This window comes from Microbacterium fluvii (genome assembly GCF_025515205.1).
GTDB classification, from domain to species: Bacteria; Actinomycetota; Actinomycetes; order Actinomycetales; family Microbacteriaceae; genus Microbacterium; species Microbacterium fluvii.
In genome coordinates, this window is sequence record NZ_JAOPFX010000001.1 from 385,022 (window position 1) to 401,715 (window position 16,694).

Genomic DNA, 16,694 nt, shown 5'->3' on the forward strand with positions numbered 1-16,694 from the left:
CACCGAGACCCCGCCCGGCCGGCAGGGTCTCGGTGACAGCGGGCGGTCTCGGGCGTGGAGCGAGGGGTCTCGCGACCCGCGGTCAGGCCGCGGGACCCTCGCGCACCACCCGCACCGACCCGGTCGGCACCGTCACCGAACCCGAGACCGCAGCCCTCGTGAGCAGCTCGACACCGGTGGCCGGCACGACGGCGTCGGCGGCGGAGTGGTTGATCAGGAACAGCCACGACCGGCCGCCCGCGCCGACGCGGCGCACGGCCTCGACGCCGGCGACGACGGGGACGGATGCTGTCACCCCGGCATCCGCGACGACCCGCTCGACCAGAGCGTCGAACCCTTCGGCGACCTCGGCCGACACGTACCAGGCCGCCCCTGCGCCGACGGCGCGGCGCGTCACGGCGGGAAGCCCCGCCAGGTCTCCGGAGGCGTAGCTGTCGACCACCTCGGTGCCCGGCAGTGCCCGCACGCGGGAGGTCCACTCCCGCGCCACCGCGCCCGACGACAGCGGCACCGACTCGCCGTCGAGGAGCGGCGCGAACTCCTCGCCGAACACCCCCAGGAGCGAGCGGAACGCCCCGGGGTAGCCGCCGGTGATCACGCGGTTCTCGGGGTCGGCGATGCCCGCCAGATGCTCGATCACCACCACGGCGCCGCCCGATGCCGCCGCGGCCAGAGCAGCCGCATCCGCCTCAGACACCGAGTACATCGTCGGCACGACCAGCAGTCGGTACCCCGACAGGTCGGCGCGCGGCGGAACGACGTCGGGCACGAGACCGAGCGCCGACAGTGCTTCGTGCCACGCACGGGCGGCGCGCGGCAGCGCGTGGTCGTGCAGCGGCTTTTCGCCCTCTTCCCACGCCCAGTCCGACGGGATGTCGCACACCAGCGCGGCCGAAGAGGGCGCCACGAGCGACCCGGCGACTTCGGCCAGGCGATCCAGAGAAGATCCCAGATCGGCGACCTCGGCGAACTGCCGGGTCTCGGCCCCCGCGTGCGGCACCATGCCCGAGTGGTACTGCTCGACCCCCGACGCCGACGCGCGCCACTGGAAGAAGAGAGCACCGTCGGCGCCGTGGGCGATGTGCGCCAGGCTGTGGCGCGTGAGTTCGCCCGGCGCCTTCGGCGCGTTGCGCGGCTGCCAGTTGACCGCTCCCGCGGCGTGCTCCATCACGAGCCACGGCTTCGACCGGTCGAGCCCGCGCGCCCGCGAGGCGACGAAGGCCAGCTCGCGCTCTCGGCGCGGGTCGGCGGCGCGCGTGTAGTGGTCGATCGCGACGACGTCGAGATCGCTCTGCCAGTCGGCGTAGTCGGCGACCGAGCCGCCGACCGTGAGCATGAGGTTGGTCGTGATCGGCGTCGTCACCCCGGCGGCCTGCAGCGCCGCGCGCTCGCGGCGGTACTGCCCGCCCAGCTCGTCGCTCGCGAACCGGTCGAACGCCAGCAGCAGCGACGGGTTCTGCCCCGACTCGCTCGCGAGCGGCGCCGTCACGTCGTCGAACGAGCGGTAGCGCAGCCCCCACACCGCCGTCCCCCACGCGCGGTTGAGCTCGTCGATCGTGCCGTAGCGCTCCCGCGCCCAGCGCGAGAACGCCGCCGACGACGCGTCGCAGTAGCAGAGCCGGTTGCCCCCGCCGATCTCGTTCGACACGTGCCACATGCGCACAGCCGGATGCTGCCCGTACCGCTCGCCGAGCCGCCGCGCGATCCGCGTCGAATACTCGTGCCACACCGGGTGGCTCGCGCACCAGCCCAGGCGCCCGCCGGGGTGGAACCGGTGCCCCGTGCGGTCGACCGGGATGATCTCGGGGTGCGCGCGCTGCAGCCACAGCGGGGGAGCGGCGGTCGGGGTGGCCAGGTCGATCCCGATGCCGGCGTCGTGCAGCATGCCGACGATGCGGTCGAACCAGCCCCACTCCCACACGTCGTCGTCGACCTCGAGAAAGGCCCACGCGAACACCCCGAGCGTCACGGTGTTGACCTTGGCGCGGCGCATCAGCGCGATGTCGTCGCGCCAGATGTCTTCCGTCCACTGCTCGGGGTTGTAGTCGCCGCCGAACAGCAGCGCGTCTGATCTCACCCCGCCACCGCGACGGCGGCGGCGAGCGGATGCTGCGCCGGCAGGTCGGCCAGCGCCACCGCGCCGTCGAGGCCCTCGCCGGCGGCGTCGACGAGGTCGATCGCGAGATCGGTGGCGGCGAGGCGCTCGGCGAAGGCGGCCCGCAGCGCCCCGGAGCGGAAGACGCCGCCCAGGGCGCACACGCGCAGCACCGGGTCGTCGTCGCGGTGCACGCGGCGCAGAGCCGTCGTCACGCTGTGCGCGAGGTGCGCGGCGGCGCGGGCCGTGATGTCACGGGCGACACCGTCGACGGCACTGAGCTCGGCGACGTGCCGGGCGAAGGCTGCGATCGTCGCGACGCGGTCGTCGGCGGTCTGCAGGCTGATGTAGGCCTCGCTGAGGTCGGGCCAGTGCTGCTCGGCAATCGTCCGCAGCGCCGTCGGACGCGCGCGGCCGTCGTAGTCGCGCATGACGGCGTCGAGGGCTTCGCGGCCGATCCAGTAGCCGCTGCCTGCATCGCCGATGAGATAGCCCCAGCCGTCGACCCGTGCGACGGCGTCGGCACCGACGGCGAGGGTCACGACCCCGGTGCCCGCGGCCACCACGGCGCCCCGGCTGTCGCCGAGGGCGCCCAGGAACGACGTCGTCGAGTCGTGGGCCAGGATCGTGCGGGCCACCTCGGTGCCCGCCAGCAGCTCCTGCAGCGCCGCCGCGTCGGTGCCGGCGGAGGTCAGCCCCGAGACCCCGGCGGCGACGACCGAGACGGGCGCCCCGGTGTGCGCGAGGGCCGCGCGGGTGACCGCCGCGAGCTGGGGCAGCAGCGGCTCGGAGGTGCGGATGCCGGGGAAGACCTCGTCGACCTCGCCGCCCGCCCACCGCACGCGGGTCTTGATGCCGGTCTGCCCCGCGTCGATGGCGAGGACGCCCTCGGGTGTGCTCATGCGGATGCCTTCTCCCGAAGTTCGAGGTACGTGTCTCGCAGGTAGGCGCCCGCGGGCTTGCCGTAGGGGCAGTAGTCGTCGTTGCCGGCGGCGTCCGCTTCGGCGTAGAGCCTGGCCGGCCAGTCCCAGAGCATGGTTCCCGCGACCCAGTCGCGCCGCCCGATCGCCTCGTACATGGCGCGGTAGTAGCGCAGCTGCTCGGCACCCGACGGCTCGCCGGGCAGAGCCCAGTCGTTGGGGCGCGCGGGCGATCCGGTGCGGCTCGGGCAGCCGGCCTCCATGAAGAAGAACGGCTTGCCGGATGCCGCCACCACCGGCGCGATGCGGTCGAGCTGCTCGTCCCACTCGTCGATCGGGTAGTAGCCGCTCGACGAGATGACATCGACCGCGTCCCACCAGGTGAGCCGGTCTTCCTGGTACTTGTCGCAGTTGTAGGTGATCGGGCCCGAGTAGACCTCGCGCACCTCGGCGACGAGGGCCCGCCACTCGGCCTCGCGCGCGTCGGCGCGCACCATCTCGCAGCCGATGCAGAGCATCTCGCAGCCCTCGGCCTCGGCCAGGCGTGCGGCGTGCACGATGAAGGCCGTGTACGAGGCGAACCACTCGCCCCACGTCGGCTCGCCTGGCACATCCCGGTCGAAGAACCCGATGTGGGCGCGCCATGCGCCGTCGGCGACGTTGACCACCGGTTTCAGGCACACCTTCAGCCCGAGATCGTGCGCCGCACGGATGGCGTGCACGATCTCGTCGTCGGTCACCGTCGGCGCCTCGTCGAACGGGATCTCGGTCGAGATCGGCGTCTGCTGCAGCGCCGCGTAGGCCAGCGCCGTCCAGTTCACGCCGTGATCGGCCATGGCGCGCATCGACGCGTCGGCGTCGGGGCCCGTCCAGGTGCCGCGCACCCCGGTCCACCCCCACGTCATGCCGCAGACGGGGCCGTCGAGCACGCTCACGAGGTCACCAGCTGGTTCGCGCTGCGCAGCACCCGGGGGTCGGCCAGCGCCGCCGCGTCGAGCAGGCCCGCGCCGGTGACGAGCACCTCGGCGCTCTCGCCGGCCAGGAGGGTGATCAGGCCGTCGACGGCGTGCGCCTCGGGGTGCACCTTGTCGACGAGCAGCGCCACATCGCGGGCGAGCGCGTCGGCGGTGATCGTGACGAGCGTGCCGCCGTCGGCGGGAGCGGTCTCGACCCGCAGCGCCTGGGCAGGCAGCGCCGAATCCCGCGGCTCCGCGAAGAACCAGAAGCCCCGCACGGGGCCCGCAGCGGCCTCGAGCAGCTCGGCGCCCTCGGCACCGGCCGCGGCGACGCCGGCCGGGATCACGACGGTCGCGCTGCCCCAGGGCTCCACCGAGAACGGCAGCTCGGCAGCATCCTGCTCCGCGCCGTCGAACGACAGTCGGCGCACCCGCAGCGTTCCGGTCCACGCCTCGGCGGTGTCGTTGCCGAGCACGGCGGCCAGGCCCTCATCGCGCGGCTGAACGGTGACCACCCGCGGCGCGAACGCCGCCCGCAGCGCGTGGAAGAGCGGCTTGGCCCGGCCGTCGCCGTCGATCGCGGCCCACGAGGTGACCGGCCAGCAGTCGTTGAGCTGCCAGACGATCGCGCCCATCGTGTGCGGCGCCCAGGATCGGAAGTGCTCGAGCGCCGTGCGCACCGCGATCGCCTGGTTGAGCTGCATCGCCCAGTGCCAGTCCTCCATCGCCGAAGGCATGCGGAAGTGCGGCAGCAGTCCATCGGTGAGCTTGGCGTTTCCCTCCATCGCCTTCTGGTGCACGATCATGCCGGGCGACTCGGGGGTCAGCGGATCATCGTCGAGCCAGTCGGTCAGCGTCGTCCACGCGGGCGGCCCCTGCCAGCCGAACTCGGCGACGAAGCGTGGGCGGTGCTCGCGGTAGGTCGGCCAGTCACGGCGGTTCCACTGCTCCCACAGGTGCATCGTGCCGTGGGCCTCGTCGTTCGGATGCGGCCCTGTCTGAACCGTGCCGTCCCACCCCATGCCGGGACTGAAGGGGCTGCCGGGGGCGTAGGTCACGTGCGGGGCGAGCTCGGCGACGAGCTCCGGGAACAGCTCGTAGTAGTAGTGCGCGCCCCAGGTCGCGCCGTCGAGGCGCAGCTTCCAGTTCCAGTCCTCGTAGCCCCACAGGTTCTCGTTGTTGCCGGTGAGCAGCACGAGCGAGGCGTGCGAGGCGAGGCGCACGACGTTCTCGCGGGCCTCGGCCTCGATCTCGGAGCGCAGCGGCTCCTCTTCGGGGTAGGCGGCGCACGCGAAGAGGAAGTCCTGCCAGGTGAGAAGGCCCAGCTCGTCGCACACGTCGTAGAAGTCGTCGGACTCGTACAGCCCGCCGCCCCACACGCGGATGAGGTTGAGGTTGCCCTCGACCGCCTGCCGCAGCCGATTCTCGTACCGGGCCCGGTCGACCCGCACCGGCAGCGCGTCGTCGGGGATCCAGTTGACGCCCTTGACGAACACCGGGCGGTCGTTGACCACCAGGGTGAACGGGGCGCCCGTCTCGTCGGGGGTCGTGTCCCAGTGCACGGTGCGGAACCCGACGCGGCGGGAGGTCTCGTCGACCACGTCGCCCGCGGCCGCCAGCGAGACCTCGACGTCGTACAGCGGCTGCGCGCCGTGCCCGACCGGCCACCAGCGCTCGACCTCGTCGAGCTCCACCCGCACAGTGACGGTGTCGCCGTCGACGGATGCGGCGGCCTCGCGCCCCGCGACCCGCACCGTCAGCGAGAGGTCGGCGGCCGCATCCGCCCTCTCGACGGATGCCGTGACCTCGACCGAGCCGCCGTCGCCGTCGGGGGTCGCCACGACGCGCACGTCGCGCAGGCGCGCCGTCGACCACGACTCGAGCCGAACGGCGCCGACAAGGCCGCTCGTGAAGGTCGCGATACCCCAGTCCCAGCCGAAGTTGCACGCGGACTTGCGGATCGCCTCGTAGGGCAGCGGATAGGGCCGCGGGCGTGCGCCGAGCTCGAGGCTCTGCGCGTTGGCATAGGGCACGGGCGCGCTGAACGCGACGACCAGCTCGTTCTCGCCGTCGATCAGCAGGTCGTCGACGCCGTAGCGGTACGAGCGATGCTGGTTGGCGACCTCGCCGAGCACGGTGCCGTTGAGGCTGATCGCGGCGACGGTGTCGACGCCGGCGAAGACGAGGTCGTGTCGCTCGGCGTCGTCGGGGCTCCATGCGAACGTCGTGCGGTAGGTCCAGTCGACCAGGCCGATCCACGCGAGGGCGGCCTCGTTCGCGCCGCGGTACGGGTCGGCGATGACGCCCGCCTCGAGCAGATCGGTGTGCACGCAGCCGGGCACGGTGGCGGGCACGACGGCGACGGCGATCGCATCGGGTGCGGGACCGGATGCTGCGCGCAGCGTCCATCCGTCGTGCAGGGTGCGGCGGGTGAGGGTCACTTGACGGCTCCCGAGGTCAGGCCCTTGTAGATCCAGCGCTGCAGCAGCAGGAACGCGATGAGGGTGGGGATGATGACGAGGATCGTGCCGGCGGCGATGACCTCCCACTGCGCGCCGAACGGTCCCTTGAACCGGAACAGCGACGTGGAGATCATGCCCTGGCTCGGCAGGTACAGGAACGGGGCGTAGAACTCGTTGTAGACCGCGATGCCCTTGATGATGACGACCGTTGCGATGGCCGGCTTCAGCAGCGGCAGCACGATGCGCCAGTAGATCGTCCAGCGGTTCGCGCCGTCGATCATCGCGGCCTCGTCGAGCGAGATCGGGATCGATTGCATGAACTGGATGAACAGGTACAGCGCGATCACGTCGGTGCCCATGAACAGCAGGATCAGTGCCGCCTTGGTGTCGTAGAGACCCAGACCGTTGATCAACTGGAAGGTCGCCACCTGGCTCGTGACCGAGGGGATGAGGGTCGCGATGAGGAAGAGGGCCATGACGACCTTCTTGCCGCGGAAGGCGAACCGGTCGAGCGCGTAGGCGGCCATCGTGCCGATGAAGATCGTGCCCACGAGCGAGACGGCCAGCACGATGAGCGTGTTGACGAAGCCCTCGAGCATCTTGCCGCTGGTGAACGCCGTGACGAAGTTGTCGAAGTTGAACCAGTCGCTGGGCAGGTCGAAGGGGCCCGTCTGGGCGTACTCCTGCTTGGTCTTCAGGCTCGCGAACAGCAGCACCGACAGGGGCAGCAGCGTCACGACGCTCGCGACGACCAGGCTCACGTACTTCGCCGTCGTCGCGCTCATCTGGCGCATCCGCATGCCGAACGTCAGGCCCTTGGTATAGGCCGGTGTAGTCGTCACGTCAGGTCCACCTTCTCGTCGGGGAAGAGCTTTCGCTGGATCGCCGTGACGATCAGCACGATGATCAGCAGCACCACCGCCATCGCCGAGGCCAGGCCCACCTGGCGGAAGCTGAAGGCGGTCTGCAGCGTCTGGATGACGAAGGTCGACGAGCCGTTCGCGCCGCCGGTCATGATGAACGGGATCTCGAACACCGAGAGGCTGCCGGCGATCGCGAGGATGAACGAGAGGCCGATGACGCGGCGGATGCCGGGGAAGATGATCGCCCAGAACTGCTGCCAGCGGGTCGCGCCGTCGAGTTCGGCCGCCTCGTAGAGCTCGTGCGGGATCGACTGGATCGCCCCGAGGAAGAGCACGAAGTTCATGCCGGTGTAGCGCCAGACGCTCGTGCCGGCCAGCGACCAGTTGACGATGTCGGGGTTTCCCAGCCACTGCGGCGGGTCGGCGACGCCGAACCACGACAGCACCGTGTCGAGGGTTCCGCCGGGCTGGAACAGGTAGAGGAAGACGAAGCCGATCGCGACGCCGTTGATGAGGTAGGGGAAGAAGAGGATGCCGCGGAAGAGGTTCGAGAACCGGGTCGCGAAGCTGAGGATCGTCGCGAAGTACAGGGCGATGGCCATCTGCGCGAACGAGGCGACGAAGTAGTAGAGGCTCACGAAGAAGACACTGAAGATCTTCGGATTGGTGAACACCTCGATGTAGTTCTCGAGGCCGACGATGTTCTTGGTGCGGTCGATGCCGTCCCAGTCGGTGATCGAGTAGTAGAAGAGGTTCGCCGCCGGCCAGTAGGTGAAGGTCAGCAGCAGCACGAGGGCGGCCGCGAGGAACAGCCAGGGGGTGAGGCCCCGCACGAGCCGGCGCCCGCGGGGGACCAGGGGCCGGCCCCCGCCGGTTCCGCGGATCGCTCCGCGGAACCGGCGGGAACTGACCGCCGGGGAGAGGACGGCGGGAGCTCCGGCCGGAGCGCCGCCTTGAGAGGTGATCGACATGTGAGTTCCCGCCGTCCTTGGGGGTCAGCCCGCGAGCTTCTGGACCGAGGCGCCCCACGCCGAGTTGAGCTCGGCGAAGTAGCTGTCCTTATCGCCGTCGGCGGCGCCGCGGGCGATGTCGATCAGCTTCTGGCGGTAGATCGGGCCGTAGAGGTCGACCTGCGAGTCGTTCGCCGTGTCGGCCAGCAGGCTCTCGCTGCCCGACGGCGCCGGGTTGATCTCGAGAAGCTGCACGCCCGCGTCGGAGAAGTCCTGCAGGTTGGTCGGCAGCTCCTTGTCCAGGAGCGGCGAGATCATGCCCTGGTCCTCGGTGTAGCCCGAGTCGGCGACGACCCACTGGATCCACGCCCACGCAGCGGCCTTGGACTTCGAGAACTTGCTCACGGCGAGGTTGTAGTCGCCGCCGATGACGGCATACTGGGTGCCGCCGACGTTGGCCGGGAACGCCATGTAGCCGATGTCGTCGGCCGACGCGCCGTTGTCCTCAGCCGCCGCCTGCATCTGCGAGATGGCCCACGAGCCCAGCGGCATCGTGGCGATCTTGCCGGTGCCGAGGTCGACCTTCGACTGCTCCCAGTTGGTGGTCAGCGGGTCGTCTTCGGTCAGGCCCGCAGCGACGGTGTCGTAGGTCAGCGAGTCGATCGCGTACATGTCGGTGCCCTCGGTCCACGGTGCCTCGTCGTGGGCGAGCGTCATGTTCGCGTCGGGGTCGTTCGAGATTGCGCCGAGGTTGCCGAAGCTCTGGGTCAGCGGCCAGCCGTCCTTGTAGTTGGTGTACATCGGGATGGCGTCGGTGTTGTCCTTGATCGCCTGCAGATCGTCGAGCCACTCCTGCTCGCTCGTCGGCAGCGTCGACAGGCCCGCAGCCTCCCAGACCTTCTTGTTGTAGACGATGCCGTTGGCGTTGCCGCCCCACGCGATGCCGTACTGCGTGCCGTCGTAGCTGGCGGCCGGGAGGAAGCGGTAGGTGTCTTCGAAGTCGGCCGTCTGACCCAGCGGCTCGAGGAACTGCTCGTACTGATCGGGCTGGATGGCGGGGATGCCGATGACGTCGCCGAAGTTGTTGGTGCTCATGCGGGTGAGCATCTCGCCGGCGTAGTCGGTGATGCCCTCCACCGTGACGTTCACGTCGGGGTACTTCTTGTTGAACTCGGCGATCCACCCGTCGAAGGTGCCGTCTTCGACGAGGTCGGTGCGCCACGTGACGACCTTGACGTCGCCCGACACCTCCCCGTCGATCGTGTTGCCGTCGCCGCTCGCTTCGCCGGTGCTCGAGCCCGAGCAGCCGGCGAGGGCGACGCCGGCGACGGTGAGCAGGGCCAGGCCTGCCAGCGTCTTGCGTGCCATGTGATGTCTCCTATCGGTTCACCCTTGAACTGCACGATGCGGTCCGTCGCATCGTCGCGGGTCCTTCGCGAGGTCAGGTTAGACACCTCGAGAGGCGCTCCGCAAGACCCGAATGTCAACGCTGTCTCTGTCTGTCCGCTCAGAATCGGCTGCATCTAAATCAGTATTTATCAGGGATATTGCTGCGTCTCATTCGAACTTCGCCGCCCGAATGTCCCACCCAATGTCCTACGTCGACATTGCGCCGTTCGATGCTATGTTGGAGCCGTTCCGACGAAGGGGCCGACAGATGGCAGTGCAGCAGCGCGCGACGCTCGAAGACGTCGCGAGGCTCGCCGGGGTGAGCTCGAAGACGGTCTCGCGCGTGTTCACGCACCGCGACCTGGTCGCCCCCGAGACGGTCGAGCGCGTACTCACGGCGGCCAAGCGGCTGCGGTTCCGGCCGAACACGCTCGCGAGGAGCCTGCGCCGCGGCGGCGGCACGAACACCATCGGGTTCATCATGGGCGAGCTCGGCAACCCCTTCTACTACAAGGTCGCCGCCGGCATCGAGAAAGAGCTCGCCGCGAGCGGCTACGCGCTCGTCGTCGCCACCACCGACGACACCCCCGAGGGCGAGGAGCGGGTGGCCGACGCGCTGCTGGCGCAGCGCATCGGGGCGCTGCTGCTGATCCCGGTGGCCGACGATCAGTCCTATCTCGAGGGCGAGCGGCAGCTGGGCACCCCCGTCATCACGATCGACCGCCCCGCCCGCAATCTCGTGGCCGACGCCGTCGTGCTCGAGAACCACCGCGGGGTCTTCGACGCCACGACGCGGCTGCTGGCCGCCGGTCATCGGCGCATCGGGTACGTGTGCAACCCGGCATCCGTCTACACGCAGTCAGAGCGCCTGCGCGGCTACCGCGACGCGCTCGCCGCCTACGGCATCACCGATTCGCACCGCTGGGAGCGGCTGCTCGACGACCTGTCGACGCCCGCCGACCACCTGGTGACAGACCTGATGGACTCCGACGACGCGCCGACGGCGCTGATCACCGGCAACAACCGGGTGACGGTCGCGGCGCTGCGGGTGATGCGCGACCGCGGCGACGACCGCACGGCGCTCATCGGCTTCGACGACTTCGACACCGCGGACGTGCTCGGAGTCACCGTCATCAGCTACGACCCGCTCGAGCTCGGCCGCCGCGCCGCGCGGATCGCGATCGAGCGCATGGGCGACCCGGCCGGCTTCACGCAGCAGGTGGCGCTCGACACCTGGATCGTCGAGCGCGGCACGGGCGAGCGCGCCCCCAGTGAGAGGACCCCGGCATGAGCATCATCCACCTCGAGGCCCACGGCGTCGCCGTCGTGCTGGAGCACGGCGACGGGCGGCTGCCCCGCGTGGTGCACTGGGGGCCGGCACTGGGCGAGACCACGCCCGGCGGCCTCGACGCGCTCTCGGCGGCGCTCAGCCGTCAGAGCGCGCCCGGCACCCTCGATGCGGCGTGGCAGGTGAGCCTGTCGCCGCAGGAGGGCGACGGGTTCACCGGCAGGCCTGGCCTGCAGCTGCGGCGCCGGGGCGTGCTGCACCACCCGCGCTGGGTCGTCGAGGGCGAACCCACGGTCGCCGCGGCGTCGGTCTCGGTGACCGCCGCCGACGCCGCGTCGGGGCTGCGCCTGGTCGCGACGCTCGCGATCGACACCGGGGGAGTCGTGTGGGCCCGACAGCGGCTCGAACTCGCCGCCGACGCCGACGAGCCCGTCGAGATCGAGTGGCTCGAGCCCACGATGCCGGTGCCCTCCACGGTCGACACCCTGTTGACCTTCGGCGGCCGGTGGACCCGCGAGAAGCGCCCCGTCTCGCTGGCGTTCCCCCCAGGATCGTCGGTGCGGCAGTCGCGCCGCGGCCGGCCGGGGCACGACAGCCCCGTCGCGATCATCGCGTCGCGCGGGCCCGCGCGGTGGGGCGAGGGCGAGGTGTGGGGAGCCCACGCGGCCTGGTCGTCCGACGCCACCTACCGCACTGATCGCGTCACCGACGCCATCACGCTCCTCGGCGCCGGCGAGATGCTCCGCCCCGGCGAGCTCGTGCTGCAGCCGGGAGAGTCGACCTCGTCGCCGGGGATCGCGTTCGTCTACAGCGACGGCGGACTCGACGGCTTCGCCTGGCGCGTGCACGAATGGATGCGGGCGAGGCCGCAGCATCCGCGCACCCCGCGTCCGCTCGTGCTCAACACGTGGGAGGCCGTGTATTTCGACCACGACCCCGCGCGCCTGATCGCCCTCGCCGAGCGGGCAGCGGGCGTGGGCATCGAGCGGTTCGTGCTCGACGACGGCTGGTTCGCCGGCCGCCGCAACGACTCGACGAGCCTCGGCGACTGGGTCGTCGACCGCACCGTCTGGCCGGAGGGGCTCGAGCCGCTCGCCGACCGCGTGCACGAGCTGGGCATGCAGTTCGGTCTGTGGTTCGAGCCCGAGATGGTGAGCCTCGACTCCGACCTCGCCCGCGCGCACCCGGAGTGGCTGCTGCACGACCCTGGGCACCTCGATCACCCCGACGAGCTGTCGTGGCGGCAGCAGTACGTGCTCGACCTCGCGAACCCCGGGGCCTTCGCGCACGTGCTCGGCCAGATCTCCGCGCTCGTAGACGCGCTCGGCATCGACTTCATCAAGTGGGACCACAACCGCGACCTCGTCGACAGCGTGCACGACGGGCGCCCTGGGGGCCACGCGCAGATGCTCGCGGTCTACGAGCTGATCCGCGAGCTCAAGCGGCGGCATCCGGGGCTGGAGATCGAGTCGTGCTCGAGCGGGGGCGCACGCACCGACCTCGGAATCCTCGACGTGACCGACCGGGTGTGGGCCAGCGACTCGAACGACCCGATCGAGCGGCAGGACATCCAGCGGTGGACGGGGCTGCTGCTGCCCCCTGAGCTCGTCGGGGCGCACGTCGGCCCCACCGACTCGCACAGCTCGGGCCGGCGCACTTCGCTCGCGCTGCGCATGGCGACGAGCCTCATGGGCTCGGCCGGCTTCGAGTGGGACATCGCCTCGTGCGACGACGACGAGCTCGCCGCGATCGCCCGCTTCGCCGCCCTCTACACCGAGCTGCGCCCTGTGCTGCACACGGGCGTCGTGCGGCACCCCGAGCTTCGGGACCCTGCCTGGCGGGCGACGGCGCACGTCACCGCCGACGAGGCGGTCGTGATCGTCGCGACGGTGGCCTCGCTCGAAGACGCACGGGCCGAGCGGCTGCGCATCCCGGGGCTCGCGCCCGACCGCACCTACCGTGTGCGGGTGCGCCGAGAGATCGGCGAGGCCGCCTACGGCTGGATCGCCCCGGAGTGGTTCACCGCGGGCGAGATCACCCTGCCCGGCGCGGTGCTCGAGCGCGTGGGTCTGCAGCTGCCGACGCTGTGGCCCGCCCAGGCGTTCGTGCTGCACCTGCAGGCCCAGCCCTGAGAACAGGTGATCTCGCCGAGACAGGTCGTTCGGCGCCGGAACTACCTGTTACGGCCGAATCACCTGATCTCAGCGGGCGGATGCGGCGACCGCGGCGCGGTCGGTGAACCAGCGCGCGTAGACCTCTTCGAGCTGTGGCGCGAAGCCGCCGTCGAGCACGACCTGGGAGCCGAGGTAGGCGAACGCCTCGTTCGCCTCGGCCGCCTCGTCGCCGCCGGCGGAGGCGGCGATCTGCACGTGCACCGGGTCGTCTTCGGCGATGCGCTGCACCTCGAGGGAGACCAGCGCGTCCACCCGCGCGCGCTCGTCGTCACCCAGGCGTGCGTAGGCGGCGTGCAGCAGCTCGTGCGCCGCCGTCACGAGCATCAGGGCGGCATCGCCCTCGCGGAGGATGTAGATGCGGTCCACGCTCAGGTAGCACCCGGCGTGATAGAGGTCGCCCGGCAGCTCCTGCCCGTCCGAGCACACCTGGGCGATCTCGGCGGCATCGGCGATGTAGGGCTCGGACTCGTAGAACAGCGCTCTGCCGTCGTCGGTCAGCGCCAGTTCGTCGGCGATCGCGACCGCCTCGGGCTGCGGCTCGGGGATGCGCACGAGCGAGCGGCTCCCCGGCACATTGTCGGCGACCCACAGTCGGGCGGCGCCGGGAAGGGCCCCCACGAGCATGGTGCCGAGAAACACGACGGCGAGAAGGATGCTGACCACCGACAGCACGCGGGCGGTGCGCCTCCCCGAGGCCCGCGACTGCGCGGCCGGCTCTCGGCGGTCGTCGGCGGACTCGAAGAACGTCACGTGGCCCCTTCTGCGCGCACCCGTCTCGGGGCGCGGCCGCTCCCCGGGGTATCTTGATATCGAGACATTACCGCTCGCGAACAGAGAGACGGACGAGTGACCGAGCCCACCATCATCTATACGCACACCGACGAAGCCCCGGCACTGGCCACCGCCTCGTTCCTGCCCATCATCCAGGCGGTCACCCGCACCGCGGGTGTCGACATCGAGACCCGCGACATCTCGCTGGCCGGCCGCATCCTCGCGGCGTTCCCGCAGCGGCTCACGCCCGAGCAGCAGGTGGGCGACGCGCTCGCCGAGCTCGGCGGCCTGGCCACGCTCCCCGAGGCCAACATCATCAAGCTGCCGAACATCTCGGCATCCATCCCGCAGCTGAAGGCCGCGATCGCCGAGCTCCAGTCGCAGGGCTACGACATCCCCGACTACCCCGACGAGGCCTCCTCGATCGAGGAGAAGGACGTGCGGGCTCGCTACGACCGCATCAAGGGCTCCGCCGTGAACCCGGTGCTGCGCGAGGGCAACAGCGACCGCCGCGCGCCGCTGTCGGTCAAGAACTACGCGCGCAAACACCCGCACCGCAACAAGGCGTTCGAAGGCGGCTCGAAGACCCACGTCGCGACGATGGGCCACGACGACTTCAAGAGCAACGAGAAGTCGTGGGTGGCCGCCCACGACGACGTGCTGACGATCCAGCACGTCGCCGCCGACGGCACCGTCACGGTGCTCAAGGACGGCCTCAAGGTACTGCCGCGCGAGATCGTCGATGCGACGTTCCTGTCGGCATCCGCCCTCGACGCGTTCCTCGCCGAGACGCTGAAGGAGGCCGAAGAGGGCGACCTGCTCTACTCGGTGCACCTGAAGGCCACCATGATGAAGGTCAGCGACCCGATCATCTTCGGCCACGTCGTGAAGGCCTACTTCGCCGACGTCTTCGCCCGCTACGGCGACAAGATCGCCGCCGCCGGCCTCACGCCCAACAACGGTCTCGGCTCGATCCTCTCCGGCCTCGCCGGCGTCGACGGCGGCGAGGAGATCACCGCCGCGTTCACCGAGGCCCTCGCCGCGGGCGCGCGTCTGTCGTACGTCAACAGCGACAAGGGCATCACCAACCTTCACGTGCCCTCCGACGTCATCGTCGACGCCTCCATGCCCGCCCTCGTGCGCAACGGCGGCAAGCTGTGGGGCGTCGACGGCTCCGAGGCCGACACGCTCGCCGTCATCCCCGACTCGTCGTACGCCGGGGTCTACCAGGCGGTGATCGACGACGTGAAGGCCAACGGCCCGCTCGACCCGACCACGATCGGCACCGTGCCGAACGTGGGTCTCATGGCACAGGCCGCCGAGGAGTACGGCAGCCATGACAAGACCTTCGAGATCGCCTCGGCCGGCACGGTGCGGATCGTCGACGGCAGCGGAGAGGTCGTCATCGAGCACGAGGTCGGCGCCGGCGACATCTGGCGCGCGACGCAGACCAAGTACCTGCCGGTCGTCGACTGGGTGCGCCTCGCCGTCAGCCGCGCCCGCGCCACCGGCGCCCCCGCCGTGTTCTGGCTCGACGTCAACCGCGCGCACGACGCGCAGATCATCGCGAAGGTCTACCAGGCGCTCGCGACCATGGACACCCACGGGGTCGAGCTCAGCATCCTGTCGCCGGCGGAGGCCACCCGCTACACGCTGGCGCGCATGCGCCATGGCCTGGACACCATCTCGGTCACCGGCAACGTGCTGCGCGACTACCTCACGGACCTCTTCCCCATCCTCGAGGTGGGAACGAGCGCCAAGATGCTCTCGATCGTGCCGCTGCTCGCGGGCGGTGGTCTGTTCGAGACCGGTGCGGGCGGCTCGGCGCCCAAGCACGTGCAGCAGCTGGTCGAAGAGAACTACCTGCGCTGGGACTCGCTGGGCGAGTTCTTCGCCCTCGCCGCGTCGCTCGAGCACCTCTCGGAGTTCGCCGGCAACCCGAAGGCCAAGGTGCTCGCCGACACGCTCGACGCCGCCACCGGCACGTTCCTCGAGAACGACAAGTCGCCCGGCCGCGCCCTCGGCACGATCGACAACCGCGGCTCGCACTTCTACCTCGCCCTGTACTGGGCGCAGGAGCTGGCGCAGCAGACCGCGGATGCCGAGCTGGCCGCCGCCTTCGCGCCGGTCGCCGAGAAGCTCGCGGCGGCCGAGCAGCAGATCGTCGAGGAGCTGCTGGCCGTGCAGGGCTCGCACGCCGAGATCGGCGGCTACTACCGCCCCGACACGGCGCTGGTCGAGGGCGTCATGCGCCCGTCGGCGACGCTGAACGGCATCATCGACGCCATCTGAGGTCGCACTTTCGAGGGGCGGATGCTGCGGCATCCGCCCCTCGTCGTGTGCGCGCCTCGGTCAGAGGCGGATCTCGGCGACGACCTCGCCGAACTCGGTCTCGTCGACCGGGGTGAAGCCCACGCGGGAGAAGAACTTCTCGGGGCCGTCGTCGCCGGCCTCGTAGATGACGTCGACGTGGTCGAAGCCGCGCTCGCGGGCCTCGTCGATGAGCTTCTCGACGGCGAAGCGGCCGACACCCCGCCCCTGGTCGTCGGCGTCGACGTTGATGCGCCACAGCACCGAGCGGAAGTGCTCCTGCGGAGCGTCGGGGTCGAAGCCGGCGCTCACGAAGCCGACGACCTCGTCGCCGTCGAGCACGACACGCTGCCACGAGGTCGCGGGGTTGATCACGGTCGCCGCGATCGCGTAGCTCTCCAGCGCGAGGAAGCGCTCCTGCCCCGGCTTGAGCGACAGGGTGTTCACCGCGACGATCGTGGTCGCCGAGAGTTCTTCGAGACGCAACTGGCCCATGTGCTCAGGGTAACCGGGTTT

Annotated in this window: 12 protein-coding genes; 3 read left to right on the forward strand and 9 right to left on the reverse strand. The window is 70.7% G+C overall.

What is annotated here, in order from left to right; genetic code table 11:
* Nucleotides 1–82: 82 nt before the first annotated feature.
* Genes OAW74_RS01745 through OAW74_RS01775 form a run of 7 tightly spaced genes read right to left on the reverse strand, consistent with a single transcriptional unit; the run spans nt 83 to nt 9,614 of the window.
* Nucleotides 83–2,077 (reverse strand): beta-galactosidase, encoded by a 1,995-nt coding sequence (locus tag OAW74_RS01745; RefSeq protein ID WP_262872609.1) that lies wholly within the window; start codon nt 2,075–2,077, stop codon nt 83–85.
* A complete protein-coding gene (locus OAW74_RS01750; protein WP_262872610.1) occupies nt 2,074–2,997 on the reverse strand; it encodes an N-acetylglucosamine kinase in 924 nt (307 codons plus the stop codon). Before OAW74_RS01750 ends, OAW74_RS01745 begins: the two co-directional genes overlap by 4 nt.
* Nucleotides 2,994–3,950 carry a glycoside hydrolase family 113 gene (locus OAW74_RS01755; protein ID WP_392390879.1) on the reverse strand — a complete coding sequence of 319 codons (957 nt, stop codon included), beginning with the start codon at nt 3,948–3,950 and terminating at the stop codon, nt 2,994–2,996. The genes OAW74_RS01750 and OAW74_RS01755 overlap by 4 nt, the downstream gene beginning before the upstream one ends.
* The gene (locus OAW74_RS01760) at nt 3,947–6,412 is read right to left on the reverse strand and encodes a glycoside hydrolase family 2 protein (RefSeq protein WP_262872611.1); all 2,466 of its coding nucleotides are present in this window, start codon (nt 6,410–6,412) and stop codon (nt 3,947–3,949) included. Before OAW74_RS01760 ends, OAW74_RS01755 begins: the two co-directional genes overlap by 4 nt.
* Nucleotides 6,409–7,227 carry a carbohydrate ABC transporter permease gene (locus tag OAW74_RS01765; RefSeq protein ID WP_378733652.1) on the reverse strand — a complete coding sequence of 273 codons (819 nt, stop codon included), beginning with the start codon at nt 7,225–7,227 and terminating at the stop codon, nt 6,409–6,411. The genes OAW74_RS01760 and OAW74_RS01765 overlap by 4 nt, the downstream gene beginning before the upstream one ends.
* A 44-nt stretch (nt 7,228–7,271) precedes the next feature.
* The gene (locus OAW74_RS01770; protein ID WP_262872613.1) at nt 7,272–8,267 is read right to left on the reverse strand and encodes a carbohydrate ABC transporter permease; all 996 of its coding nucleotides are present in this window, start codon (nt 8,265–8,267) and stop codon (nt 7,272–7,274) included.
* A gap of 24 nt (nt 8,268–8,291) precedes the next feature.
* The gene (locus OAW74_RS01775; protein ID WP_262872614.1) at nt 8,292–9,614 is read right to left on the reverse strand and encodes an ABC transporter substrate-binding protein; all 1,323 of its coding nucleotides are present in this window, start codon (nt 9,612–9,614) and stop codon (nt 8,292–8,294) included.
* A gap of 289 nt (nt 9,615–9,903) precedes the next feature.
* Between OAW74_RS01775 and OAW74_RS01780 the strand changes: the two genes are divergently transcribed.
* Nucleotides 9,904–10,926, forward strand: coding sequence for a LacI family DNA-binding transcriptional regulator (locus tag OAW74_RS01780; protein WP_262872615.1), 1,023 nt, complete (start codon nt 9,904–9,906; stop codon nt 10,924–10,926).
* Nucleotides 10,923–13,055 carry an alpha-galactosidase gene (locus tag OAW74_RS01785; protein ID WP_262872616.1) on the forward strand — a complete coding sequence of 711 codons (2,133 nt, stop codon included), beginning with the start codon at nt 10,923–10,925 and terminating at the stop codon, nt 13,053–13,055. The genes OAW74_RS01780 and OAW74_RS01785 overlap by 4 nt, the downstream gene beginning before the upstream one ends.
* A 69-nt stretch (nt 13,056–13,124) precedes the next feature.
* On the opposite strand, the gene OAW74_RS01790 is transcribed toward OAW74_RS01785, so the two are convergent.
* Nucleotides 13,125–13,847, reverse strand: coding sequence for a hypothetical protein (locus tag OAW74_RS01790; protein WP_262872617.1), 723 nt, complete (start codon nt 13,845–13,847; stop codon nt 13,125–13,127).
* Nucleotides 13,848–13,943: 96 nt separating this feature from the next.
* Here OAW74_RS01790 and OAW74_RS01795 point away from each other — a divergent pair, with 96 nt between their 5' ends.
* Nucleotides 13,944–16,160: an NADP-dependent isocitrate dehydrogenase gene (locus tag OAW74_RS01795; RefSeq protein WP_262872618.1), complete on the forward strand. Its 2,217-nt coding sequence runs from the start codon at nt 13,944–13,946 to the stop codon at nt 16,158–16,160.
* A gap of 60 nt (nt 16,161–16,220) precedes the next feature.
* On the opposite strand, the gene OAW74_RS01800 is transcribed toward OAW74_RS01795, so the two are convergent.
* On the reverse strand, nt 16,221–16,673 hold the full coding sequence (locus OAW74_RS01800; protein WP_262872619.1) for a GNAT family N-acetyltransferase: 453 nt from the start codon (nt 16,671–16,673) through the stop codon (nt 16,221–16,223).
* Nucleotides 16,674–16,694: the final 21 nt, after the last annotated feature.

Bases quoted from the DNA above. Each gene is read 5' to 3' on its own strand.
- OAW74_RS01775 (WP_262872614.1), bottom strand. From the start codon at position 9,614: ATGGCACGCAAGACGCTGGCAGGCCTGGCCCTGCTCACCGTCGCCGGC.
- OAW74_RS01770 (WP_262872613.1), bottom strand. From the start codon at position 8,267: ATGTCGATCACCTCTCAAGGCGGCGCTCCGGCCGGAGCTCCCGCCGTC.
- OAW74_RS01750 (WP_262872610.1), bottom strand. From the start codon at position 2,997: ATGAGCACACCCGAGGGCGTCCTCGCCATCGACGCGGGGCAGACCGGC.
- OAW74_RS01800 (WP_262872619.1), bottom strand. From the start codon at position 16,673: ATGGGCCAGTTGCGTCTCGAAGAACTCTCGGCGACCACGATCGTCGCG.
- OAW74_RS01780 (WP_262872615.1), top strand. From the start codon at position 9,904: ATGGCAGTGCAGCAGCGCGCGACGCTCGAAGACGTCGCGAGGCTCGCC.
- OAW74_RS01785 (WP_262872616.1), top strand. From the start codon at position 10,923: ATGAGCATCATCCACCTCGAGGCCCACGGCGTCGCCGTCGTGCTGGAG.
- OAW74_RS01765 (WP_378733652.1), bottom strand. From the start codon at position 7,227: ATGCGCCAGATGAGCGCGACGACGGCGAAGTACGTGAGCCTGGTCGTC.